Genomic DNA, 26,263 nt, shown 5'->3' with positions numbered 1-26,263 from the left:
TATGCAAGCCACCATCGCACCCACTCTGGACGCCGAACCCGCGCCCACTCCGGTTAACTCCCGGGGAAAAGTCATTGTCGCCTCTCTGGTCGGTACTGCCATCGAGTTCTTTGACTTCTATATTTACGCTACCGCTGCTGTCATCGTATTCCCGCATATCTTTTTCCCGCAGGGCGATCCTGCCGCCGCAACGCTGCAATCGCTCGCCACCTTTGCCATCGCCTTTGTGGCGCGGCCAATCGGCTCTGCCCTGTTCGGCCACTTCGGCGATCGCGTCGGGCGTAAGGTTACCCTGGTTGCCTCACTGCTCACCATGGGGGTTTCCACCGTGCTGATCGGCCTGCTGCCAAGCTATGCCACCATCGGCATCTTTGCACCGATCCTGCTGGCGCTGGCGCGCTTTGGCCAAGGCCTGGGGCTGGGTGGCGAATGGGGCGGTGCCGCGCTGCTGGCTACCGAGAATGCGCCTGCCAACAAACGTGCGCTATACGGCTCTTTCCCACAGTTGGGCGCGCCGATCGGCTTCTTCTTTGCCAACGGCACCTTCCTGCTGCTCTCCTGGCTGCTGACGGATGAACAGTTCATGACCTGGGGCTGGCGCGTACCGTTTATCCTCTCTGCCGCGCTGGTGCTGGTGGGTCTGTATGTGCGTATTTCGCTGCATGAGACCCCGGTATTTGCCAAAGTGGCTAAAGCGGGCAAACAGGTGAAGGTGCCGCTCGGTACGCTGCTGAGCAAGCATAAAAAAGCCACCATCCTGGGCACCTTTATCATGCTGGCCACCTATACGCTGTTCTACCTGATGACCGTTTACTCCATGACCTACGGCACGGCCGCAGAGCCGTTGGGGCTGGGCTATTCGCGCAACAGTTTCCTGTGGATGCTGATGGTAGCGGTAATTGGTTTTGGCGTGATGGTGCCGATCGCCGGTTTGCTGGCCGATGCCTTTGGCCGCCGCAAGACCATGATTGTCATTACCCTGTTGATGATTGGCTTTGCCTTCCTGTTCCCAAGCATGCTGGGTTCCGGCAATCAGGTGTTGGTGATGGCCTTCCTGCTGTTGGGGCTGAGCATCATGGGCCTGACCTTTGGCCCGATGGGCGCACTGCTGCCAGAACTGTTCCCGACTGAAGTACGCTACACCGGGGCCTCGTTCTCGTACAACGTAGCTTCTATTCTGGGTGCTTCGGTAGCGCCTTACATTGCAACCTGGTTGGCCAACAACTATGGGCTGTTCTACGTGGGCATGTACCTGGCGGCCATGGCCAGCCTCACGCTGATCGCCCTGCTGCTGATGAAAGAAACCCGCCACACGTCGCTGTAACCCTCTTCCGGCCCCCACTCTATGGGGGCCGTCTGTTTGTTGTCATCAAACCCGGCTATGCTATCCCGCCAATCAGTGAGGAAACCCGCTCATGTCGTTGCGCCGTTGGCTCTGTTTATCTGTTGCGCTGTTGGTCATTATCGCCGTTGCCGCCTATTGCTGGCTGAAACCGGCCCATCCCGATGCGCTGTGGCATATCGTCAGCCAGCAATGCCTGCCTAATCAGCAGCAAAACCATAATCCGGCTCCCTGCGCTCAGGTGGATGAGCAGGCAGGGTTCGTGGTGCTGAAAGACCGCAACGGGCCGCTACAGTATTTATTAATGCCAAGTGCCAAAATCACCGGTATCGAAAGCCCACAGGTGTTGCAACCCGACACCGCCAACTTTTTCGCCTTAGCCTGGCAGGCCCGGCATTTTATGGCGGACAAACTCGGTAAACCGATTGACGATGCCGCCATCTCGCTGGCGATCAACTCCGAATATGGCCGTACGCAAAATCAGCTGCATATTCATATCTCCTGCCTGCAACCGGCGGTAAAAGCCCGGTTGGCACAGTTACAAAGAGACTTCAGTGAAAGTTGGCAGCCGTTGCCAGGGGGATTGCTGGGGCATGATTATTTGGTCCGTCGCGCCAGCGCCACTGAACTCAAGCAGCTTGGGGCATTCCGTTTGCTGGCCCAGGGGGTTGAGGGCGCAGATGAAAATATGGGTAGCTACGGCATGGCGATGACGGCCATGCCCGGCGAGGATTTCCTACTGCTGGCCGTGAAACGTAATGTGTGGCAGTTGAATCTGGCCTCAGCCGAAGAGATCCAGGATCACAGCTGCCAAGTGTTGCAGTAAACCGCCCCCTCACCCACAGGGTGAGGGGATTTATCCGTTACTTCTTATTCTTCATCCGTTGCAGGATCGCCCCACATTGGTTCTCTTCGCCGCCGTCACTGGGTGAAACCAGAGCCAGCAACGCCGCTGCCGGAGCCACGACCACACCCAATGCCACCGCCGCCACCCCACGTGCAATCAGCGGCCCAGCTTTCACGCCCGCATCTGGATGTTTAAACGTCCCTTTGACATACAGTGGCGAACGCAGGGTCAACACCCGCATCCCTTTGCTTTCCGGATCGATGGACAGATCCAGCCGCTCGGTGGCGAAATTGATGTTGCCGGTGATGTTGATGATGGCGTTTTCCGTATCAAAGACGAACAGCCGTGGTGTCGCCAGCCCGCTGCGAATGCCGACATCCGCCGCCGCGCAGTTGATCCCCACCTCATCATCGCCAAACAGTTGGGCAACCAGGTAGTTACCCACGTTCAGGCCCAGGATTTCCATCAGGCTGCGGCTGATCACACCGTCATTGATCAGCAGGCGCAGATCGCCGCTGCTGGTCGCCAGCAAATCAGCCACCGAGTTACCGCTGCCGCTCAGTTTGGCATCGCCGTTCAATTCGCCCAAACTACGCTTCATCGACTCTACGTTGGGCAGCAGTTGTTTAAGTTGGAACTTGCGCGCATGCATATCCACCCGGCCCTTCATCGGGCTCTTACTACCGTCGAGGCGTAAGGTGGCATTCAGGTTACCCCCAGCTACACCGAAGCGTAGCGGATCCATCAGCAGCACCGCATTATCCAGCTTGAGATGGGTATTCAGATCGCTCAGCGGCAGCGAACTGCCGTGCTCAATACGTTTGGCGGTAAATTTGACGTCGGCATCCATGACTCCCCAGCTTTTGGTTTCAAATTTCTCAACCGGCAACACTTTTTCGCTCGGCTGGCGGGTTTTCTCACCGCGATTGGCCTTCTGCTGGTTGGAGTCCGCGCCAATTAATGGCGCGAGATCGGCAAAGCGCAGCTGTTTGGAGAGGACTTCCCCGGTCAACTTGGGCCGAGGGTGGCTCGCGACGTATTTCAAATCACCGTGAATATCGCTGTCACCGATCTTGCCGTCAAAACCCTGGTACTGGAATACCGCACCGCCTGCCTGATGCAGTCTGGCGGTAAGATGACCATCGGTGGAATAGGGTGGCGTGTTGGGTAACAGCACCCCGGTGAGCGCATACAGGTTGCCCAAGCTGTCACCGGAGAATTTCAGCCGCAAGTCCAGACCGCCAAGGTTCAGCGGATCCGAGAGCGTCCCCGCCACCTGTACTCGGGTATTGCCAGAGCGCACATCGGCCTGCAACGGGAACGGAATATCCGCGCTTTGCAGAGACAGCATGCCGCCAATCTTGCCGCTGCCGGACAGCGCTTCGCCGTTGTATTTTCCTTTAACCTTCCAGCCGAAGACATAATCCGGCGTCGCCGCTTTATCCCCCGGTTGCTTACCGGCAACTTCACTAAAGGGCAGAGGTTTGCCGAGTGGGTCGATCAACGCCTGGAAATCGGCCTTGAGCGTGGCGTCTTTAAAAGCAATCTGACCGCGATCAAACACGATATCGTGAATGCTGACCGACCAGTCTGACTGCGGTTGGTTGGGGTCTTTCTCGGCGCTGTTGGCCAGGTTGAAGGTCCAGTTATTGTCGCCGTTAGCCAGACGCTGTAGCGAAGCATTCGGCTGTTTCAACCAGATGCGTGGGATCAGCACTTCTTTGCCCAGCAGCGCCAACGGCGCGATCGAGGCATCGACACGTTGCAGCGTGACCATCTCGTCACCCGGTATCTTGGCTGGGTTGCCCAGCATGATATCTTCGGCGTGGATATGCGGCCACGGCACCCAGGCGCGCCAGCCACCCTCCTCTTTGTGGCGTTCCCAGTTAACTCCCAGATCGCCACGAATAGCAAAAGGCCGCTGCAGTTCGGCAGAGACTTTGCTATTGATGGTGGGCTTGAGACGGTTCCAATCGAAGGTAGTAATAAATACCACCAACACCACGATGATGAGCAGCACGATGCCGCCAACCCAGCTGAAAGCTTTGCCTGTTCTCGTCATTACGGCTCCCTTGTAGCGATAGCTGGCTGACCAAATTGATAAGCAGCCTTGCTAAAAGCCTAGTCGAGGATAAGCCAGAGTTCACGCTTTCGGGTTAATGGATCAGGTTGTGGGGGCAATAAACCGCGTAGGCAGCGTTTTCAGCTGGTCAAAATGTGCAGGGCGGCTAAGGTAATACCCTTGGGCCGCCAGCGCGCCAGAGCGCTTTACCAGCAGCCATTCCTGCTCGGTTTCAACCCCTTCGACAATCACCCCGTCGCTGTGCTGGCTCATCAGGCGCACCAGCGTGAAAAACAGCTGGATACCCTCGTCGCTTTGCTTGAGCAGCATAAACAGCTCGCGCGCCACCTTGATATGCTGATAACGCCAACTGCTGACCGCAGAGAAATTCGCCAGGCCGCTGCCAAAGTCATCCAGCCACAGGCGCTCCGCCCCGGAGATCTGCTGCAGCGGACCATTCATCGCCCTGTCCGCCTGTTCCACCAGCTCAAAGCGCAGGTAAGGCATGATACTGATTTGCCGCTGCATCGCCGAGTTCCGTTGTAGTGCCTGTAAGGCCTTACCGTCAATATTGATGGAAACCATCAGCGCATGGCGGGTAAACATGGCCTGCCATTGTTGCAGTAAATTGAGCTGTTCCTGAATGACCGCCAGGCGCTGGCGTAGCCCAAGCGCGGCAAAATAGTGTTCTGGAGACACAGGCTTGCCTGGTGCAGCCGGATGATGCACCGCCGTAAGCAGTTCTACCGCCAGCAGTTTGCCACTGGTGCGGTAAATGGGCTGGAAAGTATACAAACGCCGACACTGCCGCCAGTAACGGAATACCTTGGCACGCTGCCAGGCGGCCAACAATGGCGCCAGTAGACCAGAGATCATGTTGATTATCATCGGTACTTTCGCCATTAGGGAATGGGAACGATCACGTTGCCGGTAATTCATCCATTTTGTTATCGGCGGCGCACAATAAAACTTTAAGCCTTTGCCAAAGCGCTCTACATTAAACCCGTACCTACCTGCAACGGATCCTTAACAAGAGGAAAATAAATTGCCTTATGTAAATATCAAAATTACCCGCGAGGGGGCAACCGCTGAACAGAAAAAACAGCTCATCGCCGGTGTGACTCAACTGTTGGTCGATACGCTCGGCAAAAATCCGGCCACCACCGTGGTGGTGATCGATGAAGTGGAGACAGACAACTGGGGGATTGGCGGCCAAAGCGTCACCGATCTGCGCGCAGCAGCCAAGTAGTTTTCCTTCCTCAACGACGGGAAACCTCGCGTTTCCCGATCGCGATCATAAACTAATTAAAACGCTGTTTTATTCCTATTGACTCGCTTGGCCCTTGCGTTGAGACTGGACCTATTCGCAGCAACCAGACTCAATATCAAGCCAGGGATCCTCATGAACAGCAAAAATCTCGCCGTGATCGGCGAATGCATGATCGAACTGTCGCAGAAAGGCGCAGATCTCAGCCGTGGATTTGGCGGCGACACCCTCAACACCGCCGTCTATATCGCCCGTCAGGTGCCGCAGCAGGCACTGAACGTGCATTATGTCACCGCACTGGGCACCGACAGCTTCAGCCGGGAAATGCTGCAAACCTGGCAGCAGGAACAGGTGAAGACCGACCTGATCCAGCAATTGGACAACAAGCTGCCGGGGCTGTACGTGATCGAAACCGACGATAGCGGCGAGCGTACCTTCTATTACTGGCGTAACGATGCGGCAGCCCGCTACTGGCTGGATGGCCCGCAGGCAGAAAGCCTGTGTGTGCAGTTGGCACAGTTTGATTATCTGTATCTTAGCGGCATCAGCGTGGCGATCCTCAATCCGGCCAGCCGCGAAAAATTGCTAGCCTTGCTGCGTCAATGCCGGGCCAACGGCGGCAAAGTGATCTTCGATAACAACTACCGGCCACGGCTGTGGCAAAGCCAGCAAGAAACCCAGCAGGCCTATCGCGAGGTCCTGGCCTGTACCGATATCGCCTTCCTGACGCTGGATGATGAAGACTTACTGTGGGGTAAACAGCCGGTTGAGCAGGTGGTAAGCCGCACGCGTGACTTTGGCGTGAACGAGATTGTGATCAAGCGTGGCGCAGACTCCTGCCTGGTGTTCAGCGCCGATGGGGAAACCCACGACGTACCGGCGGTCAAACTGCCAAAAGAGAAAGTGATTGATACCACCGCCGCCGGGGATTCCTTCAGTGCGGGCTATCTGGCAGTGCGCCTGACCGGTGGTGATGCGGTTAGCGCGGCCAAGCGTGGTCACCTGACCGCCAGCACGGTAATCCAGTATCGCGGGGCCATTATTCCACGCGAGGCAATGCCACAGTAATTCCTGATCGCCAGAAATGCGAAAGGCCAGCAACGAAGCTGGCCTTTTTAATGGGTACGGATCGGGCGCAGCGTGCAGCGCCCCTTCAAGACTATGGGTATTTAGCCTGCTACCGCGATACGTTTCATATCGGTCATATAGCCACGCAGTTTGCGGCCAACGGATTCGATCGGGTGGTTGCGCACCGCTTCGTTTACGTCACGCAGCTGCGCGTTATCAACGGTGGTGCCAGCAACGGATTTACCCAAATCGCCCGCCTGCAGAGTGGTCATGAACTCTTTCAGCAATGGCACTGCCGCATAGGAGAACAGGTAGTTACCGTATTCCGCCGTATCCGAGATCACCACGTTCATTTCATACAGACGCTTACGGGCGATGGTGTTGGCGATCAGTGGCAGCTCGTGCAGAGATTCGTAGTAGGCAGACTCTTCGATGATGCCTGAATCCACCATGGTTTCGAAGGCCAGCTCAACGCCCGCTTTCACCATCGCGACCATCAGTACGCCATTGTCGAAGTATTCCTGCTCGCTGATTTTACCTTCAAACTGCGGAGCGGTTTCGAAAGCGGTTTTGCCGGTCTCTTCACGCCAGGTCAGCAGTTTCACATCGTCGGCGGCCCAGTCGGCCATCATGCCGCTGGAGAATTCGCCAGAGATGATGTCGTCCATGTGTTTCTGGAACAGTGGAGCCATGATGCCTTTCAACTGCTCAGACAGCGCATAGGCACGCAGTTTCGCCGGGTTGGACAGACGATCCATCATCAGGGTGATGCCGCCCTGCTTCAGTGCTTCGGTGATGGTTTCCCAGCCGAACTGGATCAGTTTTTCTGCGTAAGCCGCGTCGGTACCTTCAGACACCAGCTTGTCGAAGCACAGCAGAGAGCCCGCCTGCAACATCCCACACAGGATAGTCTGCTCGCCCATCAGGTCGGATTTCACTTCTGCTACGAAGGAAGATTCCAGCACGCCTGCACGGTGGCCGCCGGTCGCTGCCGCCCATGCCTTGGCAATCGCCATGCCTTCGCCTTTTGGATCGTTTTCCGGGTGAACCGCGATCAGCGTTGGCACACCGAAACCACGTTTGTATTCTTCGCGGACTTCGGTACCTGGGCACTTAGGTGCAACCATGACTACGGTGATGTCTTTACGCACCTGCTCGCCCACTTCAACGATGTTGAAGCCGTGGGAGTAGCCCAGTGCTGCACCGTCTTTCATCAGCGGCTGTACTGCGCGCACTACGGAGGTGTGTTGCTTGTCTGGAGTCAGGTTAACCACCAGATCCGCTTGTGGGATCAGATCTTCGTAGGTGCCTACCTTGAAGCCGTTCTCGGTGGCTTTACGCCATGAAGCACGCTTCTCTGCAATCGCTTCTTTACGCAGCGCATAAGCCACGTCCAGGCCGGAATCGCGCATGTTCAGACCCTGGTTCAGGCCCTGAGCACCACAGCCGACAATCACCACTTTTTTCCCTTTCAGGTAGCCAGCTTCATCGGCAAATTCGTCACGCGCCATGAAACGGCACTTACCCAATTGCGCCAACTGCTGACGCAGGTTCAATGTGTTGAAATAGTTAGCCATGGTGGTACTCCAGTCAGATGTTGTGTTGCACTATTATTTTCATCCCCGCCCTGTCGGTACGGGATCCGTTGAAACCAATGTATAACAGGAATTGCATTGCTTAAATTGATATATTACGAACGTGACGTTGCAATTTCTGCAACACCCCGCTGCGAGCGTACTGAATATGGATTTACGTGATCTCAAGCTGTTCCTGCACCTGGCTGAAAGCCATCACTTTGGCCGCTCTGCCAAGGCGATGCACGTCAGCCCCTCCACGCTTTCCCGCCAGATCCAGCGGCTGGAAGAAACGCTTGGGCAGCCGCTGTTTCTGCGTGATAACCGCACCGTACAGTTGACCGACGCCGGCGAGCAGCTAAAAGTGTTTGCCCAGCAAACGCTGCTGCAATACCAGCAGTTGAAGCATGCGCTTGGCCAGCACGGCCCTTCGCTGAGTGGCGAACTGCGGTTGTTCTGTTCGGTCACCGCCGCTTACAGCCATCTGCCGCCGATCCTCGACCGCTTTCGTGCTCAGCATCCCTTGGTGGAAATCAAGCTGACCACCGGCGATGCCGCCGATGCGGTGGACAAGGTGCAGTCTAACGAAGCCGATCTCGGTATCGCCGGGCGGCCAGAAACACTGCCCACCAGCGTCGCTTTTACCCAAATCGGTGAAATCCCGCTGGTCCTGATTGCTCCTGCTCTGCCTTGTGCGGTGCGTACGCAAGCCTTTGCCGAGCAGCCAGACTGGGCCAATATGCCGTTTATCCTGCCGGAACATGGCCCGTCGCGAAAACGTATCGAGCTGTGGTTCCGCCGCCAGCACATCACCAATCCGCTGATCTATGCCACCGTTGGCGGGCATGAGGCGATTGTATCGATGGTGGCCTTAGGCTGCGGTATCGCGTTGATCCCCAGCGTGGTGGTGGACAATAGCCCGGAGCCGGTGCGTAACCGTATTTCTCAGCTAGACCATATCTCGATGGTCGAACCGTTTGAGCTGGGCGTCTGCGTGCCGAAAAAACGCCTCAACGAACCGCTGATTGAGGCGTTCTGGCGCTTGCTGTCATAGGTCTGCGGGGTCGATCTGCTTCATCGCTTCTACCTGCATCAGCCACTGGTACAGCGGTTCCAACTGCTGGAAACCCTGTGCCAGAGTGGCGACCAGATCGGCGCTGAACAGCTTTTCTACCTGATTGTCCGTGACCATCACCGCAAAGGATTTGCGGTTGTACCAAGTGGCAATCTCCGCCGCCTGCTCCTTCACCAACGGGCGCTTATAGCTTTCCCCCACCAGCTCGAACGGCGCACGGCAACACTCGGCCACTTCCAGAAACGGTTGTGGCCTGCGCAGCAAGGTATGGCGAAACAGATCCATCGTCGCTTTGTCGGCGCTGTAATAACCCAGGCCATAACGCAGCATGTCCGGCCCCAGTTCGAAGAAATACACCGGTGCCAGCTTCCAGTCTTTGCTTGGCCGCTTGAAGGTCAGCCACATGCGGCTACGGTAGCGGGATTTATCATGAGAAAAACGCGTGTCGCGATGAATACGCGACAGCGTTTTGCCAATGGCCGGGCGCGTTTCGAACTGCGGGTCAATCATCAGCATCGCGGGACTCAGCGCATCCACCAGCGAACGGAACGGCGTTAACAGCTCACGGTCATACACGCCGCGATTGGCGTCAAACCACTCTTTGTCGTTCTCGATCCGCACCTGTTGCAGGAAATCCAGCCCCTGCTGGCTGAATCCGGTGAACTCATGGGTCATACGCTGTCCTTAGTCGTCGATCTTAGCCTTGCAGGAAGAACCGGAAGGCCGGGTTATCGGTTTCGTCATGACAATCATAACCCAACGCCTGCAAGTGTTGTTCGAACTCTGGCTCGGTTTGTGAAAGCTCAAACCCTGCCAGTACGCGACCAAAGTCAGTGCCGTGGCTGCGATAGTGGAACAGCGAAATATTCCAGTGGGTGCCCAGCGTTTGCAGGAACTTCAGCAGTGCGCCCGGTGACTCTGGGAACTCAAAGCTGTACAAACGCTCACGCAGCGGCTTCGAAGGCCGCCCGCCAACCATGTAGCGTACGTGCAACTTCGCCATCTCATCGTCGGACAGATCCACCACCTGATAGCCATCGCGGTTCAGCTCATCGATGATTTCCAACCGCTCGGCATGACCTCGGGTCAGGCGGACACCGACGAAGATGCATGCGTTGTCGGCATCGGCATAGCGGTAGTTGAATTCGGTGACCGCACGGCCACCCAACAGTTGGCAAAACTTCAGGAAGCTGCCCTTCTGCTCTGGAATGGTCACCGCCAGCAGCGCTTCGCGTTGTTCGCCCAGTTCGCAGCGTTCGGAAACGTAGCGCAGACCGTGGAAATTCACGTTGGCACCGGACAGCACGTGGGCCAGTCGCTCGCCCTGAATATTGTGCTGCTGCACGTATTTTTTCAGCCCCGCCAGCGCCAGTGCACCAGAAGGTTCGGCGATCGCCCGCACGTCTTCGAACAGATCTTTCACCGCAGCGCAGATTGCATCGCTGTCTACGGTGATCACATCGTCCAGATATTCACGGCACAGACGGAAGGTTTCATCACCAATGCGCTTCACCGCCACGCCTTCGGCAAACAGCCCGACGCGTGCCAGATCGACCGGTTGCCCAGCGTCCAGCGCCGCACGCAGGCAGGCTGAATCCTCAGCCTCCACGCCAATCACCTTGATTTGTGGCATCAACTGCTTGATCAGCACCGCGACACCGGCAGCCAGACCACCGCCGCCAACCGGGACAAATACCCGGTCCAGGTGTGCGTCCTGCTGCAACAGTTCCATCGCCAAAGTGCCTTGCCCGGCAATCACCGCCGGGTGATCGAACGGGGGCACAAAGGTCATGCCCTGCTGCTGCGAAAGCTCAATCGCCTTGACCTTGGCTTCGTCAAAGTTGGCACCGTGCAGTAACACTTCACCGCCGAAGCCGCGCACCGCATCAACCTTGATATCCGCGGTCGACACCGGCATCACGATCAGGGTTTTGATCCCCAAACGGTTGCCGGAGAAGGCGACGCCCTGCGCATGGTTGCCCGCAGAGGCCGTCACCACGCCACGCGCCCGCTGTTCTTCATCCAGGCTGGCGATCATCGCGTAAGCCCCACGCAGCTTGAAGCTGTGCACCGGCTGGCGATCTTCACGCTTCACCAGAATGGTATTGCCGAGGCGCGCAGAAATCTTGTCCATGGCCTGTAACGGGGTGACCTGAGCCACCTCGTAAACCGGCGAGCGGAGCACCGCTCGCAAATATTCCGCGCCGCAGGGGGCGTCGGGTAGGGGTTGTGATACTGCCATGGTGGTTAGCCTCCCAGCTTGCTCTTGTCCCGCACTGCGCCTTTGTCGGCACTGGTGGCCAGCGTGGCGTAGGCACGTAACGCATAAGAGACCTGACGCTCACGCGCTTTCGGTGTCCAGGCTGCGTCACCGCGCGCCAGTTCCGCTTCGCGGCGGGCTGCCAGTACGCTTTCCGGTACGTCCAGCACCATGCTGCGTTGCGGGATATCGATATCGATCATGTCCCCTTCTTCCACCAGCGCAATCAGGCCACCGCTGGCCGCTTCCGGAGAAACGTGACCAATCGACAAACCAGACGTGCCGCCAGAGAAGCGACCATCGGTGATCAACGCACAGGCTTTACCCAGCCCCATGGATTTCAGGTAGGTGGTTGGGTAGAGCATTTCCTGCATGCCCGGCCCGCCTTTTGGCCCTTCGTAACGGATCACCACGACGTCGCCTGCCACTACCTTGCCACCCAGGATCGCTTCAACCGCCGTATCCTGGCTCTCATAAACTTTGGCTGGCCCACGGAAGGTCAGGTTGTCTTTATCCACACCGGCGGTTTTAACGATGCTGCCGTCTTCCGCCATGTTGCCATACAGCACCGCCAGGCCACCTTCCAGGCTGAAGGCGTTTTCCAATGAGCGGATACAGCCATCAGCGCGATCGTTGTCCAGCGTGTCCCAACGGCAGTCCTGCGAGAAGGCTTGCGTGGTGCGAATGCCTGCCGGGCCTGCGCGGAACATTTTCTTCACGGCTTCATCCTGGGTCAGCATGATGTCGTATTTTTCCAGGGTCTCTGGCAGCTTCATCCCCAGGATGTTATCCACATCGCGGTTCATCAGCCCGGCGCGATCCAGCTCGCCAAGAATGGCCAGGACGCCACCGGCACGGTGTACGTCTTCCATATGGTATTTCTGGGTGCTTGGTGCCACTTTGCACAGATGTGGCACCTTGCGGGACAGGCGATCGATATCTGCCATGGCGAAGTCGATCTCGCCTTCCTGCGCTGCCGCCAACAGGTGCAGTACGGTATTGGTGGAGCCGCCCATCGCGATATCCAACGTCATGGCGTTTTCGAACGCCGCCTTGTTGGCGATGCTGCGTGGCAGTGCGCTCTCATCATCCTGCTCATAGTAACGTTTGGTCAGTTCGACAATGCGCTTACCGGCGTTCAGGAACAGGTCTTTACGATCGGCGTGGGTCGCCAGCAGCGAGCCGTTGCCCGGCTGGGACAGGCCCAACGCTTCGGTCAGACAGTTCATGGAGTTGGCGGTAAACATCCCGGAACAAGAACCACAGGTTGGGCAGGCGGAACGTTCGATCTGCGCGCTGTCGGCGTCGCTGACGTTCGGGTTGGCACCCTGGATCATCGCGTCGATCAGGTCCAGCTTGATGATTTTGTCGGAAAGCTTGGTTTTACCGGCTTCCATCGGGCCGCCGGAAACGAAGATCACCGGAATATTCAGCCGCAGGGACGCCATCAGCATCCCTGGGGTGATCTTGTCGCAGTTGGAGATACACACCATCGCATCCGCGCAGTGGGCATTCACCATGTATTCCACCGAGTCGGCGATCAGTTCGCGCGACGGCAGAGAATAGAGCATGCCGCCGTGGCCCATGGCGATGCCGTCATCCACCGCGATGGTGTTGAACTCTTTGGCTACGCCGCCGGAGGCTTCGATCTGTTCTGCAACCAGCTTACCCAGGTCGCGCAGATGCACATGGCCCGGCACAAACTGGGTGAATGAGTTGACCACCGCAATAATCGGTTTGCCGAAATCGTCGTCGGTCATCCCGGTCGCGCGCCATAATGCGCGGGCACCCGCCATGTTACGGCCGTGGGTGGTGGTAGCGGAACGGTACTTAGGCATGCTCTTCACTCCAAAAATTGTCATATTACGGACGGCGAACGAACCGCCCGTTTAGTCTTGTCTGTCGCTGTTATTTATGGATTAACCGGATCCAGCCACCCATACTTGTCTTCGGTCTTGCCGCTGAACAGGCCAAAGAATGCCTGTTGGATCTGCTTGGTGATTGGGCCGCACTTGCCGATCCCCACCTGAATGCCATCCACGCTGCGCACCGGCGTGATTTCCGCCGCGGTACCGGACATAAACACTTCGTCCGCCAGGTATAGCGATTCACGGGAAAGCACCTGCTCGCGCACTTCGAAGCCCATGTCTTTTGCCAGCTTGATGATCGCGTCGCGCGTGATGCCCGGCAGGGCGGAGGAGGTGAACGGTGGGGTGAACAATACGCCGTCTTTCACTTCAAACAGGTTCTCGCCTGCGCCTTCGGAGATATAGCCATGCACGTCCAGTGCAATACCTTCCTGGTAGCCGTGGCGGCGTGCTTCGCTGCCCACCAGCAGGGAGGAAAGATAGTTACCACCGGCTTTCGCCGCGGTAGGAATGGTGTTCGGTGCCACACGGTGCCAGGAAGAGACCATCGCATCGATACCTTGATCCAGCGCTTCTTCACCGAGATACGCGCCCCAAGGAAACGCCGCGATAATCACGTCGGTTTTATAGCCAGCCGGTGGGTTAACGCCCATGCCAACATCACCAACAAATACCAGAGGACGAATATAAGCGCTGACCAGGTTGTTTTTACGCAGCGTGGCTCGGCAGGCTTCCATCAGCTCATCGACGCTTTGCGTCACCGGCATGCGGTAGATTTTGGCCGAGTCATGCAGACGCTGCATATGTTCACGGTGGCGGAAGACCACCGGGCCTTTATGGGAGTCATAGCAACGAACTCCCTCAAATACCGAAGTCCCGTAGTGCAGCGCATGCGACATCACGTGAACTTTGGCATCGGCCCAAGGAACCATTTCACCATTGAACCAAATATAATCGGCTTTCTTCGTCATTGTGCTAATCCTTGTGCGCCATCAGGCGCTGATTTGTTGTGATGATTGTTGCTGGATCTCAACGCTGGAGACATCCATCAGTTTGCTTAACTGGGATGACAGTAAATCCACAGGGCGCTGGCTGGCAACGGTCAATTCAATATTAATATCGTCGGCATTGCTGCCCGAAGCCATATTCATAGCACAGACCTGGAAGCCACGGTGGCGGACAACGCGCAATACGCGCTCTAACATTTCAGGGCGGAAGCGGGCCTGGATCGAGAGTTGATGCTGCATCATGATACTTTCTCCAACATGGTTTCGTTGCCTGCGCCCGGCGGCACCAGCGGCCAGACGTTCTCGAGTTCATCAATGGAAACCTGCAGCAGATAAGGCCCTTCGCTGTTGAGCAAGGTATCGAGCGCGTCTGCAACCTGGTCTTTGCGGGTAATACGTTGGCCGGGGATGCCGAAGGCGCTGGCCAATATCAGGAAATCGGGGTTATCGGAGAGGTTGGTTTCGCTGTAACGACCGTCAAAGAACAGTTGTTGCCACTGGCGAACCATCCCTAAACGCTGGTTATCCAGTAAGACGATCTTCAGCGGTAACTGTTTACGTTTGATGGTGCCCAGTTCCTGCACGTTCATCATGAAGGAACCATCCCCGGATACGCAGATCACCATGTCCTCCGGACGCGCCATCTGTGCCCCTACCGCGGCGGGAACACCAAAACCCATCGTCCCCAGCCCGCTGGAGGTGATGAAGTTCTCCGGACGTTCAAAGCTCATGTGCTGCGCGGTCCACATCTGGTGCTGGCCCACGTCGGTGGTGACTACGGTATTGGCCGGCTTGCGTTCCGACAGTTGCTTGAGCAACAGCGGCGCATAGATCGGTTGGCCTGGATGGTCGTAACGCCAAGGGTGAGTTTCCTTCAGCTCTGCCACCCGTTGCAGCCAAGGGGCGATCTGCATCGGCTGTTGCAGCGCTGGCAGCAACGTTTTCAGATCGCCTTGCAGGGCAACGTGCGTCTGACGCAGCTTGTTCATTTCCGCAGGATCGATATCCATGTGGATCACCTTGGCCTGCGGCGCAAAAGCGTTCAGCTTGCCGGTTACCCGGTCGTCAAAACGCGCGCCCACGGCGATCAGCAAATCGCACTCCTGCACCGCGTAATTGGCGGCTTTGGTGCCGTGCATACCCAGCATGCCGAGATAATACAGATGCTCGGCATCCGGTGCGCCCAATCCCTTCAAGGTCGCTACGGTTGGGATCTGCGTCACTTCGACAAATTCCCGTAATGCCGGGACTGCCTGCGCCATCCCCACGCCACCACCGACGTACAGCATCGGCTTTTTCGCTTGCGCCAGCAGCTGCGCTGCCATCGCCAACTCTGCGGTAGGATGTTCAAACTGGTCTTCTACCGGCATCAGATGAGGGGGTAGATCGCCTTGCGCCAGTTGGATGTCTTTCGGGATATCAATCAGTACCGGGCCTGGGCGGCCGCTGGTGGCGATGGCAAAAGCCTCGGCCATGATCCCTGGCAGCGCTTCCAGCGACTCCACCAGGAAACTGTGTTTGGTACAGGCCAGAGACAGGCCCAGAACATCGATCTCCTGAAAAGCATCGGTACCGATAAGCGCAGAGCCTACCTGACCGGTGATCGCGACCACCGGCACCGAGTCCAGCAACGCATCCGCCAACCCGGTGATCAGGTTGGTCGCGCCAGGGCCAGAAGTGGCGATACAGACGCCAACCTTGCCGCTGGAACGGGCATAGCCAATGGCCGCAATTGCCGCACCCTGCTCATGACGGCACAGCAGATGTTCTACCCCACCGTCATACAGCGCATCGTAAACCGGCATGATCGCGCCACCGGGATAGCCGAATACCGTATCTACCCCCTGCGCACGTAACGCTTGAACCACCCATTGAGCACCATTCATGGTTTATTTCCCCGCCTTGCTGCGGGAAGTGCAGGATTTTATTCTGTTGGTCATTCTCTGCTCCTTGTTCACTTTTTCTTGGCATAAAAAAACCCCCGGACCTTTTGGGTGCGGGGGTTATCTTGCGATTCCGGCTTGTTTTCTAAGCCTTTCTTCGTCCAAGTGCAGCCCCGCACGGTGGGATAATAATCACCACCACGCTAATCACGACTAGGCTAATCACTTGGGCTAGGGCTTTCATAATAGGGTTGTTCACTGTGCTCGTTTCGAACTAATGCCTACAGAGTTACCATAGCAGCCGGTGACATGACAACACTTTTTTTGCGTTATTATTCGTCACCAGCTGGTCATACCTGCAACAAATCGCACTAAATTCAAACATTAACGTGAGCACTGGGTGCTTTGCTTGCCACCGCAATCGTTTTACCGCGCGTATCCTTGCCAAAATACACCAGCACCGCGATCACTATCGCCACCGTCCCGGCGATAATCGCCATTGCCAGGCCGTAGTTTTGCCCATGATGTTCAGCAATCGTGGCCTGCAAAGTGGCATTCACCGACGCAATCAGGTTACCCAACTGATAAACAAACCCCGGCAACACTGCACGCGTATTGGCTGGCACCAGTTCGTTGAGATAGGTCGGGATCACCCCCCAAGCACCCTGCACCATGAATTGCATCATGAACGCCCCCAACCCCAGCATCAGCGAGCCGCTGGCGAAGGCCCACAGCGGGATCACCGGCAATGCCAGCAGCGCCGCAATGATAATGGCTTTCTTGCGGCCAATTTTTTCCGACAGAGCACCAAAGAAGATACCGCCGATAATGGACGCGATATTGTAGCTAATGGCGATGATACTGACGGTTTTAGGATCGAAACCATGCTGGATCTTCAGGAAGGCCGGGTACATATCCTGCGTACCGTGGGAGAAGAAATTAAACGCCGCCATCAGCAGCACCAGATAGAGGCACAGCTTCCAGTGGCTCTTCAGCACCGGCAGTAGCGCCGAGCTTTCTTTACGTGCCCGCGCCGCCAGCCACACCGGCGACTCTTCCACGCAGAAGTAGATAAAGGGCAGTAACAGGATCGGCGCTGCCCCGATGACAAACATGCCGCGCCAGCCGACCACTTCGAACAGCAGGCCATAAGCCACCGCCGCCAACAGATAGCCAAACGGATATCCCGCCTGGAAGATCCCGGACATCAGACCGCGCGAACGGTCCGGGATGCTCTCCATCGCCAGCGATGAAGCCACGCCCCAGATGCCCCCCATCGCCACGCCATAAAGCACTCGCAACAGCAGGAATACCGTCAAGGAAGGGGCCGCCGCAGACAACAGCTCAAAGACCGAGAAAAACACGATATTCAACATCAGGATCGGCTTACGGCCATATTTTTCCGCCGCCCGGCCAAAGATCAGCGCGCCAATCGGGCGAACCGCCAGAGTCAGCAGGATCGCCAGGGTGACTTCTTCCATCCCCACCTGAAAAGCCTGAGCAATATCGCTGAGCAGGAAGACCAGCACAAAGAAATCAAAAGCGTCGAGCGTCCAGCTTGAAAAACTGGCAATTGCCGCATTGCGTTGCAGCGGAGTCCAACCAAACATAGTGTCATCCCTACCGTAGAGTATAAGGTCATAAGATTTAGCGGCGGCCGCAGCGGGTGCGGTAGCGGTCGGGGCTTTGTTAAGGAAGTGATTTTTTATTTTAAACAATTGTTAAATACACCCATTAGCCCTGCGCATGCAAATTACTTAGCTTGCTAATTTGTTTCAACCTTGCCGTAATTGTTAATGAGTATTGCAACAAATTGCGCGCCAGCTCGAAAAGTGAACTTAACCTTATGAAATAGATTAATTTTAATTTCATAGCACTACGCAAGTTAAGCGGCTGGCGAGCGCAGTTATCAGGCACATCCCGCATCATGTGGCCTTCAGCAAGGAGAGCAATATGTCACTGGCGGTAATCTATACCCGTGCCACAATCGGCGTGCAGGCACCCTCGGTCATGGTTGAAGTCCATATCAGCAACGGATTACCCGGCCTTACGCTGGTCGGCCTGCCTGAAACGACGGTGAAAGAAGCCCGTGACCGGGTACGCAGCGCACTGATCAACAACGGCTTCACTTTTCCGGCCAAACGTATCACCGTTAATCTGGCCCCGGCCGACCTGCCTAAAGAAGGAGGGCGCTACGATTTACCCATCGCACTGGCCATTCTGGCAGCCTCGGAACAACTGCCCGCAGATAAGCTGGCTCACTATGAGTTTCTTGGCGAGCTGGCGCTTTCCGGCACGTTAAGAGCGGTACATGGTGCCATTCCGGCGGCAATCGCGGCAGCCGAGGCCAAGCGTGAGCTGATCCTGGCGGCGGCCAATGGTAAGGAAGCGGGGCTGCTGCCCCACAGCACAACCCGGGTCGCGGAACATTTGCTGGAGGTTTGTGCCTTTTTGCAGGGCAAAGGGGAGCTGTCGATCGCTGTAGCACCACCCGCTGCTGGCGCTGCAACGGAAACCGCCGATCTGCAGGAAGTTATCGGCCAGGAGCAGGCAAAACGCGCGTTGGAGATCGCCGCAGCCGGGGGCCATAACCTGCTGCTGCTTGGCCCGCCGGGAACCGGTAAAACCATGCTGGCCAGCCGCCTCAATGGCTTGTTGCCGCCGTTGAGCGATCAAGAAGCGTTGGAAAGCGTCGCCGTTGCCAGCTTACTGCATCACCCTGATGAGACCCTGCCCTGGCGGCAGCGGCCCTTTCGCGCCCCGCACCACAGCGCTTCGATGGCCGCCCTGGTCGGGGGTGGTTCCTTGCCACGGCCAGGGGAAATCTCCATGGCGCACAACGGTGTGCTGTTTCTTGATGAGTTACCCGAATTTGAACGGCGAGTGTTGGATGCGCTGCGTGAGCCACTGGAGTCTGGGGAAATCGTCATCTCACGCGCCAGCGCCAAGGTGCGCTTTCCTGCCCGGGTGCAACTGATTGCGGCGATGAACCCCAGCCCGACCGGGCACTATCAGGGAATACACAACCGCACGCCACCTCAGCAAATCTTGCGCTACCTCGGCAGACTCTCCGGTCCGTTTCTCGATCGATTTGATTTGTCGATTGAGGTGCCGCTGTTGCCACCGGGCGTGCTGGCCAAGCAGCACCATGCAGGGGAAAGCAGCCAACAGGTACGGCAACGGGTGCTGGAGGCGCGTGAACGGCAGCTAGCGCGGGCAGGCAAGGTGAATGCGTTGTTGAGTAACCGTGAAGTCGATCGGGATTGTCACTTGCCTGCGGCAGAGGCGGATTTTTTGGAAAAAACGCTGAGTAAGCTGGGATTATCGGTTCGAGCCTGGCATCGCATCCTGAAAGTGGCACGCACGCTGGCCGATTTGGCAGGGGAAGAACAGATCGGGAAACACCATCTCAGCGAAGCGCTCAGCTACCGCAGTATGGATCGCTTACTGCTACAGTTACACCGCAGCCTGGAATAGAAAATGGGGCCGGACGGCCCCATTAGACCGGTGACAAACACCCGAAAAACGTGGTTTTCGGGTGTTTGGGTAAGTCCAAAAGACAGGATCCCTGGTATTTCGTAGCCCTGAAAAAGGGACTTTTAACCACAGCGGACTTTGTCAGCAATCTAAATGGGGCCGAACGGCCCCATGATGATCAATCGTCGCTTTCAGTGTAGTCTTCTACCGCATCAGCCTGCGGCTTGCCGCCTGACAGCGTATGGAATTTTTTCGGGCGGCGGGTGCGCGCCAGATATTTAGACCATACTTTTTCTTGCTCGGTCACCGGTTCACGTTCACCGCGGCACACTGCAACGAACAGCTGTTCTTCTTCAGTGGCTGGCTGGCGTTTGCCGGCATCCAACTCGTTGAAGGCATAGCCGAAACGCTCTAGCAATTGCGCTTCTTTAATGGTGAAATCGCCGTGACGGGAGAACCCGCGAGGATAGTTTTTATTATCAAAAAAACGACTATTGGTGGTGAAGCTATCCGCCATCTGACACGCTCCTAATTCTCTCATGGCCGTGCTGTTTATGGCGCGGAGTATTAGATAGGCTTGACATCGTGTAAAACAAAACATTTAAATCTTAACGATAAAAAATTTTGGAGATAGGTGTGGACACCGAATTACTGAAAACCTTTTTGGAGGTCAGTAGAACGCGACACTTTGGCCGCGCAGCGGAATCCCTGTACTTAACGCAGTCTGCGGTGAGTTTTCGCATCCGCCAGCTGGAAACCCAATTAGGGGCGAATTTATTCACCCGCCACCGCAACAACATCCGCCTGACTCCCGCAGGAGAGCGGCTGCTGCCCTATGCCGAAAGCCTGATGAACACCTGGCAACTGGCAAAAAAAGAGGTGGTGAGATCGCTACAGCACAGCGAACTTTCCATCGGTGCTACCGCCTCGTTGTGGGAGGCTTACCTGACGCCCTGGCTGCAATCGCTCTACCAACAGCGGGAAGCATTGCAGCTCGAAGCCCGGGTAGCACTGCGTCATTCGTTGGTGAAACAGCTACATGAAAGACAGCTCGATTTGCTAATCACCACCGAACCGCCAAAGATGGATGAGCTGGCCAGCCAGCTGTTGGGTAACTTCTCGCTACGCCTGTTTTCCTCAGCATCACGCGACAAACCAGCCCCAATGCCTTACATCAAACTGGAATGGGGGGCGGATTTTCACCAACAGGAAGCCCGTATGCTCGAGGGCGACAGCATGCCCGTGCTGACCACTACGTCGGCCCATCTGACTCGCCAATTGCTCGAAACGACCGGAGGCTGTGCCTTTCTCCCAAGCCAGTGGGAGAAAGAGTTCCCTCAGTTGATCGCCGTTGCAGACATCCAGCCGATTATTCGCCCGCTTTACGCCGTCTGGCTGCAAAACAGCGACCAGCAGCCGCTAATTCGCCAACTGCTGAAAATACCTTTAAATACCGCAACCTGAGCCGCTATGACGGCTTCAGGCGTGGATGGCGGGGTTTGTCCCGTCTGGTCTGCCAAAAGGCGCTCATCGCCTTCTGGAGGCCGATAAAGCAGAACAGCAGGATGCCGATGACGATTTTGGTCCACCAGGAGCTGAGGGAACCATCAAAAGTGATGTAACTCTGGATTAAGCCCTGGATCAGCACGCCAAACAGAGTCCCCAAGATGGTGCCGACACCGCCGGTCAGCAAGGTTCCCCCAATGACCACCGCCGCAATGGCATCCAGTTCGACACCGCTGGCAGCCAGCGCGTAACCGGCGGAAGTGTAGAGGGAGAAAATAATACCGGAGAGGGCCGCCAGCGTGCTGGAAAGCATGTAAATCTGGATGGTGGTGCGCCGCACCGGCACGCCCATCAACGCAGCGGAGACCGGATTGCCGCCGATGGCATAGACGTTATGGCCAAAACGGGTTCGGTGCGCCAGGATCATACCTATCGCTACGACCAACAGCATCACCAATGCCAGCAAAGTAAAGCGCCCGCCACCCGGGACTTTCCAGGCATAGTTTGCCAGCGTGGCATACAGCGGGTGGTCGATCGGCAGCGACTCTTCTGACACGATAAAGCTCATGCCACGCACGAAGAACATCCCCGCCAGAGTGATGATAAATGCGGGCAATTTCAGCACATCAATGATCCACCCCATCAGCGCGCCAAACGAGGCCCCCATCAACAAGGCAATGACAAATGCATAACCAGGAGCAATACCATAAGTGCCAATCAGCTTGGCCAACAGTACGCCGGTAAAGGCGATCACCGACCCGACAGAAAGATCGATTCCTCCGGAGAGGATCACAAAAGTCATGCCCACCGCCACAATACCGAGAAAGGCGTTGTCGGTCAGCAGATCGCACCAGACGCGGGTAGAAGCAAAGCTGGGAAATTGGCTAAGGCAAAAGGCATAGCCCAGCAGGAAAACCGCGATAGTGATCAACAAGGGCAGGTTACGTTTCATCATGGTTTGCGCCTCCGCCACAGCCGGTGTATCGAAACACTCGGGGATTGCACCAGCAACACGGCTAATACCACCACCGCTTTCAGTACCAGGTTAAATTCCGGTTTATAGCCCGAGAGCAAGATCCCAGTATTCATTCCCTGAATAATTAACGCACCAACGACGGAGAGCAGCAGATTAAAACGCCCGCCTAGCAGTGACCCTCCGCCAATCACCACGGCCAGGATCGCATCCAGTTCGAGCCACAGGCCCGCATTGTTGGCATCGGCACCGCGGATATCCGCCGTGACAATAACCCCTGCCACCGCTGCGCACAGGCCGCAAATGATATACACCGCAATGATCACCCAGCGCGTGCTGACGCCGGCATTACGTGCCGAACGCAAATTGATGCCGACCGCTTCAATAAACAGCCCCAATGCGGTTTTGCGCGTCAGTAACCAAATCAGCAGCAGCATGATGGCGGCAATGATCACCGGCATCGGCAGATACATCAGCGCGCCGCTGCCGAGCTTGGCTAGCCCTTCATTCTCAAAGGTGACGATTTGCCCCTCGGTAATCAATTGCGCAATACCCCGCCCGGCCACCATCAACATCAGGGTGGCAACGATAGGTTGGATTTGTAGCACCGCGACCAGGAAACCGTTCCACAGGCCACACAATGCCCCCACGGCTAACGCAGCTCCCAATATGTAAACCAATGGGTAGCCTGCGCTGGTCATAGTGGCGGCGGTCGCCCCGGCAATCGCCATCACCGCACCGACTGAGAGATCGATCCCACCGGTGGCGATAACGAGCGTCATACCCAAAGCAAGCAATGCGACGGGAGCACCACGGTTAAAAATATCAATCACGCTGCCGAACAGTCGGCCATCCTGAATATGGATGGAGAAGAAATGGGGAGCGACCAGGCTATCGATAAGCAAAATAACCGCCAGCGCCCCCAGCTGTGTCGCCCCGGCGGGCATTACCCACCTGACTTTTCGTGGTCCACCGGTCATGGAAAAACTCCTGTGGTTCATGCTGCCCCCTGCTGCACGGCAATGGCCTGCATGATGGCGGGAACCGTAATGGCATCATGTTCAAGCTGCGCCACGTGTTTTCTATCGCGTAATACCACGATACGATCGGCATAGCCTGCCAGTTCTTCCAGTTCGGAGGAGATCACCAGCAGTGCCAATCCTTCATCACAGAGTCGTTCAATCAAACGGATAATCTCCGCATGGGCGCCCATGTCAATGCCGCGGGTTGGCTCATCCAGGATCAGGAAGCGGGGTTTGGTCGCCAGCCAACGCGAAAGCAGCACCTTCTGTTGATTGCCGCCAGACAGATACTGGATTTGCTGCTCTGGCCCTGGCGTGCGGATCCCCAGCAGTTTGATAAACTCTTCGGCAATGCGGGTTTGCTCACGCAGCGGGATTGGCCGCAACCAACCGCGCTGTGCCTGCAATGCCAGAATGATGTTTTCCCTTACCGTGGCCGCGCCGACGATACCGTCGGTTTTGCGATCTTCCGGGCAATAGCCAAACCCCAAGCTGGCCGCTTTACGGGGGGTTGGGATCGCCACCGCTTTGCCCTCAACCTTGGCGGTGCCTTTATCGTGAGCCTTGATGCCGAAGATCAGCTGCGCAGTCTCGGTACGCCCCGAACCTAATAAACCGGCCAGACCGACAATTTCCCCAGGCCGCAGCGCCAGATCAAAGGGCTCAACCATACCGCGTCGGCCATAACCGCTAAACTCCACCAATGGCGGAGCCTGTACGGCCTGATGTTCGCTACGCTTGAGCAGCGTTTCATCAAAGCTGTGGCCAAGCATCATCTGCACCAACTCCAGACGCGGCAGTTCGGCAGTGACCCGAGTCCCAACCAGCTTGCCATTGCGCAGCACGGTAATACGATCGCTGATGCGGTAAACCTGCTCAAGAAAGTGGGTGACAAAAATCATCCCCATGCCCTGCGATCGCAATTGGCTGAGAATATCCAGCAGCATGGTGACTTCCTTGGCATCCAGGCTGGCGGTAGGTTCATCCAGGATCAGCACCTTGGCGGAGAGATCGACGGCGCGAGCAATCGCGACAATTTGCTGGATGGCGATCGAGTAATTGCCCAGCGGCTGGCTGACATCCAGCGGTAAACCATAGCCTTCCAGCAACTTACGGGCATTATGCAACATGGTTTTTTGATCGATAAGACCAAAGCGTGTCGGCTCGCGACCGATAAACAGATTGGCAGCCACCGAGATATTAGGCAGCAGGTTAACTTCCTGATAGACGGTACCAATACCCAGCGATTGCGCCTGGGCCGTATTCTGCGGCGCAATCGCGGTGCCTTCTAACCAAATCTCACCAGCGGACCGCTGATAAACGCCGGTCAATGCCTTGATCAGCGTGGACTTGCCCGCGCCATTTTCCCCGAGAAGCGCCACCACCTCACCGCGCTGTAGTGTGAAATCAACCTGCTCCAGCGCTTTTACACCTGGAAACTCAACGGATAACCCGCTTATCGCCAACAATGCTGTCTGAGGTGTGGCCATCATCTGCTCCGCCCGTTAACGATCAATAGCCCATACTTTTCTTCATCTCAAACTCCTGCTTTGCGGTATCGGGCTGTAGCAGTTTCGACTCGGTCTGAATAAATTTCTGTGGCTGAGTGCCGTCTTTTTTCAAGGCAATCAGGGCATCAAATGCGGGGCCTGCCATGTTTGGCGTCAGTTCAACCGTGGCGTTGGCTTCACCGTTCATCATGGCTTTAAAGATATCCGGCACGCCGTCGATGGAGACTATCTTGATCTGCGAGCCCGGTTTGAGGCCAGCTTCTTTAATCGCCTGAATGGCGCCAATGGCCATATCATCGTTATGTGCATACACGGCACAGATGTTTTTACCGTTCTGCTCGGCCTTGATAAAGCTTTCCATCACTTCTTTACCCTTGCTGCGAGTAAAGTCGCCGGACTGCGAACGGATGATTTTGACGTTATCGGCAGAGGAAATACCATCCGCAAAGCCTTTCTTACGGTTAATCGCCACGCTGGATCCGACGGTGCCTTGCAGTTCAACCACGTTGCAGGGCTTGCCTGCGACTTCTTTCACCAACCATTCCCCTGCAACCTTCCCTTCGTGAACGCTGTCAGAAGCAACGGCTGCGGTATACAGCGAGGGATCGTTTACTTCGATCATGCGATCCAGCAGAAATACCGGGATTTTAGCCTCTTTCGCTTCCTGTAATACCGGGGTCCAACCGGTTGCGACCACTGGCGCAATGAAAATGGCATCAACGCCCTGGGCAATAAAGGATCTCACCGCCTTGATCTGATTCTCCTGTTTTTGCTGCGCATCGGCGATTTTCAGCGTAATACCGCGTTTTTCCGCCTCCTGCTTCGCCACTTTGGTTTCTGCCGAGCGCCACCCTGATTCAGAACCAATCTGAGAGAAGCCGACAACCAAGGGGGCAGCCTGCACCGCTCCCATCAACACGCCGCTTACGGCGGCCGCTAACAGTAAACGCTTAACCATGTTTTTCTCCTCGCCCTGCCCGATCCGCTCAGACAGAGATGGCTGTGGGTATATTCGCTGTAATGGAGTTTGCCCAAAAAAACCTCATAGGGCTTATAAGGTGTAGTTCAAATGCAGGGAAGAATGATGAGCGATATCACAGCGCGGGATTACAACCATTTTGTACATAGATACAGCTGGAAAAGCCTAATTTGGGAACGATTTCGGCGGGAATTTTGTACAGACCAACTTGAGAGAGGGTGATATGCAGAAAGTAGAAAGCAAAAAAAACCCTTCGCTTTCGCAAAGGGTTTCTAATATGGCAGGGGCGGAGAGACTCGAACTCGCGACACCCGGTTTTGGAGACCGGTGCTCTACCAACTGAGCTACGCCCCTAAATGACGCTTAACATTATGCCTGCTAAGATTAGCAGGCATAATTTAAATAAGTGGCGGAACGGACGGGGCTCGAACCCGCGACCCCCTGCGTGACAGGCAGGTATTCTAACCAACTGAACTACCGCTCCACCGGTTCTTCTACGTCGCATCTTTCGATGCTGGCAAAATCATCTTGATGACTTTGCG

23 protein-coding genes and 2 tRNA genes are annotated in these 26,263 nt (G+C 56.3%); 7 read left to right on the top strand and 18 right to left on the bottom strand.

Features of this window, described 5'->3' with window-relative positions; all coding sequences use genetic code 11:
- Nucleotide 1: 1 nt before the first annotated feature.
- Nucleotides 2-1,324: an MFS transporter gene (locus tag ACRDCA_RS03785; protein WP_438688354.1), complete on the top strand. Its 1,323-nt coding sequence runs from the start codon at nucleotides 2-4 to the stop codon at nucleotides 1,322-1,324.
- Nucleotides 1,325-1,415: 91 nt separating this feature from the next.
- Nucleotides 1,416-2,168, top strand: coding sequence for a CDP-diacylglycerol diphosphatase (locus tag ACRDCA_RS03780; protein WP_438688353.1), 753 nt, complete (start codon nucleotides 1,416-1,418; stop codon nucleotides 2,166-2,168).
- A gap of 37 nt (nucleotides 2,169-2,205) precedes the next feature.
- Here ACRDCA_RS03780 and ACRDCA_RS03775 read toward each other — a convergent pair whose 3' ends face one another.
- Nucleotides 2,206-4,251: an AsmA family protein gene (locus tag ACRDCA_RS03775; RefSeq protein ID WP_438688352.1), complete on the bottom strand. Its 2,046-nt coding sequence runs from the start codon at nucleotides 4,249-4,251 to the stop codon at nucleotides 2,206-2,208.
- A 102-nt stretch (nucleotides 4,252-4,353) separates the two neighbouring features.
- Complete coding sequence (pdeH, locus tag ACRDCA_RS03770; RefSeq protein ID WP_438688351.1) at nucleotides 4,354-5,154, bottom strand: cyclic-guanylate-specific phosphodiesterase; 801 nt, start codon at nucleotides 5,152-5,154, stop codon at nucleotides 4,354-4,356.
- 142 nt (nucleotides 5,155-5,296) lie between these two features.
- Between pdeH and ACRDCA_RS03765 the strand changes: the two genes are divergently transcribed.
- Both ACRDCA_RS03765 and ACRDCA_RS03760 read left to right on the top strand, forming a co-directional pair.
- Nucleotides 5,297-5,500: a 2-hydroxymuconate tautomerase family protein gene (locus ACRDCA_RS03765; RefSeq protein ID WP_025123239.1), complete on the top strand. Its 204-nt coding sequence runs from the start codon at nucleotides 5,297-5,299 to the stop codon at nucleotides 5,498-5,500.
- A 153-nt stretch (nucleotides 5,501-5,653) separates the two neighbouring features.
- On the top strand, nucleotides 5,654-6,586 hold the full coding sequence (locus tag ACRDCA_RS03760) for a sugar kinase (protein WP_438688350.1): 933 nt from the start codon (nucleotides 5,654-5,656) through the stop codon (nucleotides 6,584-6,586).
- A 101-nt stretch (nucleotides 6,587-6,687) separates the two neighbouring features.
- On the opposite strand, the gene ilvC is transcribed toward ACRDCA_RS03760, so the two are convergent.
- Nucleotides 6,688-8,163: a ketol-acid reductoisomerase gene (ilvC, locus tag ACRDCA_RS03755; protein WP_438688349.1), complete on the bottom strand. Its 1,476-nt coding sequence runs from the start codon at nucleotides 8,161-8,163 to the stop codon at nucleotides 6,688-6,690.
- 166 nt (nucleotides 8,164-8,329) lie between these two features.
- Here ilvC and ilvY point away from each other — a divergent pair, with 166 nt between their 5' ends.
- On the top strand, nucleotides 8,330-9,214 hold the full coding sequence (gene ilvY, locus ACRDCA_RS03750; protein WP_438688348.1) for an HTH-type transcriptional activator IlvY: 885 nt from the start codon (nucleotides 8,330-8,332) through the stop codon (nucleotides 9,212-9,214).
- Here the strand turns inward: ilvY and ACRDCA_RS03745 are convergent.
- The 8 genes from ACRDCA_RS03745 to ACRDCA_RS03710 all read right to left on the bottom strand — a co-directional run bounded on the left by ACRDCA_RS03745 (nucleotide 9,209) and on the right by ACRDCA_RS03710 (nucleotide 17,863).
- Nucleotides 9,209-9,910 carry a DUF2461 domain-containing protein gene (locus ACRDCA_RS03745; protein ID WP_438688347.1) on the bottom strand — a complete coding sequence of 234 codons (702 nt, stop codon included), beginning with the start codon at nucleotides 9,908-9,910 and terminating at the stop codon, nucleotides 9,209-9,211. The two genes, ilvY and ACRDCA_RS03745, sit on opposite strands and share 6 nt — an antisense overlap.
- 22 nt (nucleotides 9,911-9,932) lie before the next feature.
- Nucleotides 9,933-11,477, bottom strand: coding sequence for a threonine ammonia-lyase, biosynthetic (gene ilvA / locus ACRDCA_RS03740; protein WP_438688346.1), 1,545 nt, complete (start codon nucleotides 11,475-11,477; stop codon nucleotides 9,933-9,935).
- 5 nt (nucleotides 11,478-11,482) lie between these two features.
- The gene (gene ilvD / locus ACRDCA_RS03735) at nucleotides 11,483-13,333 is read right to left on the bottom strand and encodes a dihydroxy-acid dehydratase (protein WP_025123245.1); all 1,851 of its coding nucleotides are present in this window, start codon (nucleotides 13,331-13,333) and stop codon (nucleotides 11,483-11,485) included.
- A 74-nt stretch (nucleotides 13,334-13,407) separates the two neighbouring features.
- The gene (gene ilvE / locus ACRDCA_RS03730; RefSeq protein ID WP_024482841.1) at nucleotides 13,408-14,334 is read right to left on the bottom strand and encodes a branched-chain-amino-acid transaminase; all 927 of its coding nucleotides are present in this window, start codon (nucleotides 14,332-14,334) and stop codon (nucleotides 13,408-13,410) included.
- Between the two features lie 21 nt (nucleotides 14,335-14,355).
- The gene (ilvM, locus tag ACRDCA_RS03725) at nucleotides 14,356-14,613 is read right to left on the bottom strand and encodes an acetolactate synthase 2 small subunit (protein ID WP_438688345.1); all 258 of its coding nucleotides are present in this window, start codon (nucleotides 14,611-14,613) and stop codon (nucleotides 14,356-14,358) included.
- Nucleotides 14,610-16,256 (bottom strand): acetolactate synthase 2 catalytic subunit, encoded by a 1,647-nt coding sequence (gene ilvG, locus ACRDCA_RS03720; protein ID WP_438688344.1) that lies wholly within the window; start codon nucleotides 16,254-16,256, stop codon nucleotides 14,610-14,612. Before ilvG ends, ilvM begins: the two co-directional genes overlap by 4 nt.
- 142 nt (nucleotides 16,257-16,398) lie before the next feature.
- Nucleotides 16,399-16,497 carry an ilv operon leader peptide gene (gene ilvL / locus ACRDCA_RS03715; RefSeq protein WP_071681478.1) on the bottom strand — a complete coding sequence of 33 codons (99 nt, stop codon included), beginning with the start codon at nucleotides 16,495-16,497 and terminating at the stop codon, nucleotides 16,399-16,401.
- A 133-nt stretch (nucleotides 16,498-16,630) separates the two neighbouring features.
- Nucleotides 16,631-17,863 (bottom strand): MFS transporter, encoded by a 1,233-nt coding sequence (locus tag ACRDCA_RS03710; protein ID WP_438688343.1) that lies wholly within the window; start codon nucleotides 17,861-17,863, stop codon nucleotides 16,631-16,633.
- A gap of 343 nt (nucleotides 17,864-18,206) precedes the next feature.
- Here ACRDCA_RS03710 and ACRDCA_RS03705 point away from each other — a divergent pair, with 343 nt between their 5' ends.
- Nucleotides 18,207-19,730 (top strand): YifB family Mg chelatase-like AAA ATPase, encoded by a 1,524-nt coding sequence (locus ACRDCA_RS03705; protein ID WP_438688342.1) that lies wholly within the window; start codon nucleotides 18,207-18,209, stop codon nucleotides 19,728-19,730.
- 178 nt (nucleotides 19,731-19,908) lie between these two features.
- On the opposite strand, the gene ACRDCA_RS03700 is transcribed toward ACRDCA_RS03705, so the two are convergent.
- Entirely contained in the window at nucleotides 19,909-20,247 is a 339-nt protein-coding gene (locus ACRDCA_RS03700) for a DUF413 domain-containing protein (RefSeq protein ID WP_021181829.1), read from the bottom strand.
- 119 nt (nucleotides 20,248-20,366) lie between these two features.
- Here ACRDCA_RS03700 and hdfR point away from each other — a divergent pair, with 119 nt between their 5' ends.
- Nucleotides 20,367-21,194: an HTH-type transcriptional regulator HdfR gene (hdfR, locus tag ACRDCA_RS03695; protein WP_438688341.1), complete on the top strand. Its 828-nt coding sequence runs from the start codon at nucleotides 20,367-20,369 to the stop codon at nucleotides 21,192-21,194.
- A 4-nt stretch (nucleotides 21,195-21,198) separates the two neighbouring features.
- Here hdfR and yjfF read toward each other — a convergent pair whose 3' ends face one another.
- The 6 genes from yjfF to ACRDCA_RS03665 form a co-directional block, all read right to left on the bottom strand.
- Nucleotides 21,199-22,191, bottom strand: a complete 993-nt coding sequence (gene yjfF / locus ACRDCA_RS03690; RefSeq protein WP_438688340.1) for a galactofuranose ABC transporter, permease protein YjfF — start codon at nucleotides 22,189-22,191, stop codon at nucleotides 21,199-21,201.
- Nucleotides 22,188-23,210, bottom strand: a complete 1,023-nt coding sequence (ytfT, locus tag ACRDCA_RS03685; protein WP_438688339.1) for a galactofuranose ABC transporter, ATP-binding protein YtfT — start codon at nucleotides 23,208-23,210, stop codon at nucleotides 22,188-22,190. Before ytfT ends, yjfF begins: the two co-directional genes overlap by 4 nt.
- Nucleotides 23,207-24,721, bottom strand: a complete 1,515-nt coding sequence (ytfR, locus tag ACRDCA_RS03680; RefSeq protein ID WP_438688492.1) for a galactofuranose ABC transporter, ATP-binding protein YtfR — start codon at nucleotides 24,719-24,721, stop codon at nucleotides 23,207-23,209. Before ytfR ends, ytfT begins: the two co-directional genes overlap by 4 nt.
- Nucleotides 24,722-24,743: 22 nt before the next feature.
- On the bottom strand, nucleotides 24,744-25,700 hold the full coding sequence (gene ytfQ / locus ACRDCA_RS03675; RefSeq protein WP_438688338.1) for a galactofuranose ABC transporter, galactofuranose-binding protein YtfQ: 957 nt from the start codon (nucleotides 25,698-25,700) through the stop codon (nucleotides 24,744-24,746).
- Between the two features lie 299 nt (nucleotides 25,701-25,999).
- A tRNA-Trp gene (locus ACRDCA_RS03670) sits at nucleotides 26,000-26,075 on the bottom strand.
- A gap of 53 nt (nucleotides 26,076-26,128) precedes the next feature.
- Nucleotides 26,129-26,205, bottom strand: a tRNA-Asp gene (locus ACRDCA_RS03665).
- Between the last annotated feature and the right edge of the window lie 58 nt (nucleotides 26,206-26,263).

Source organism: Serratia sp. (in: enterobacteria) (assembly GCF_051654945.1).
Classification (GTDB): Bacteria; Pseudomonadota; Gammaproteobacteria; order Enterobacterales; family Enterobacteriaceae; genus Chania.
This window is presented reverse-complemented; position numbering and strand designations above follow the sequence as displayed.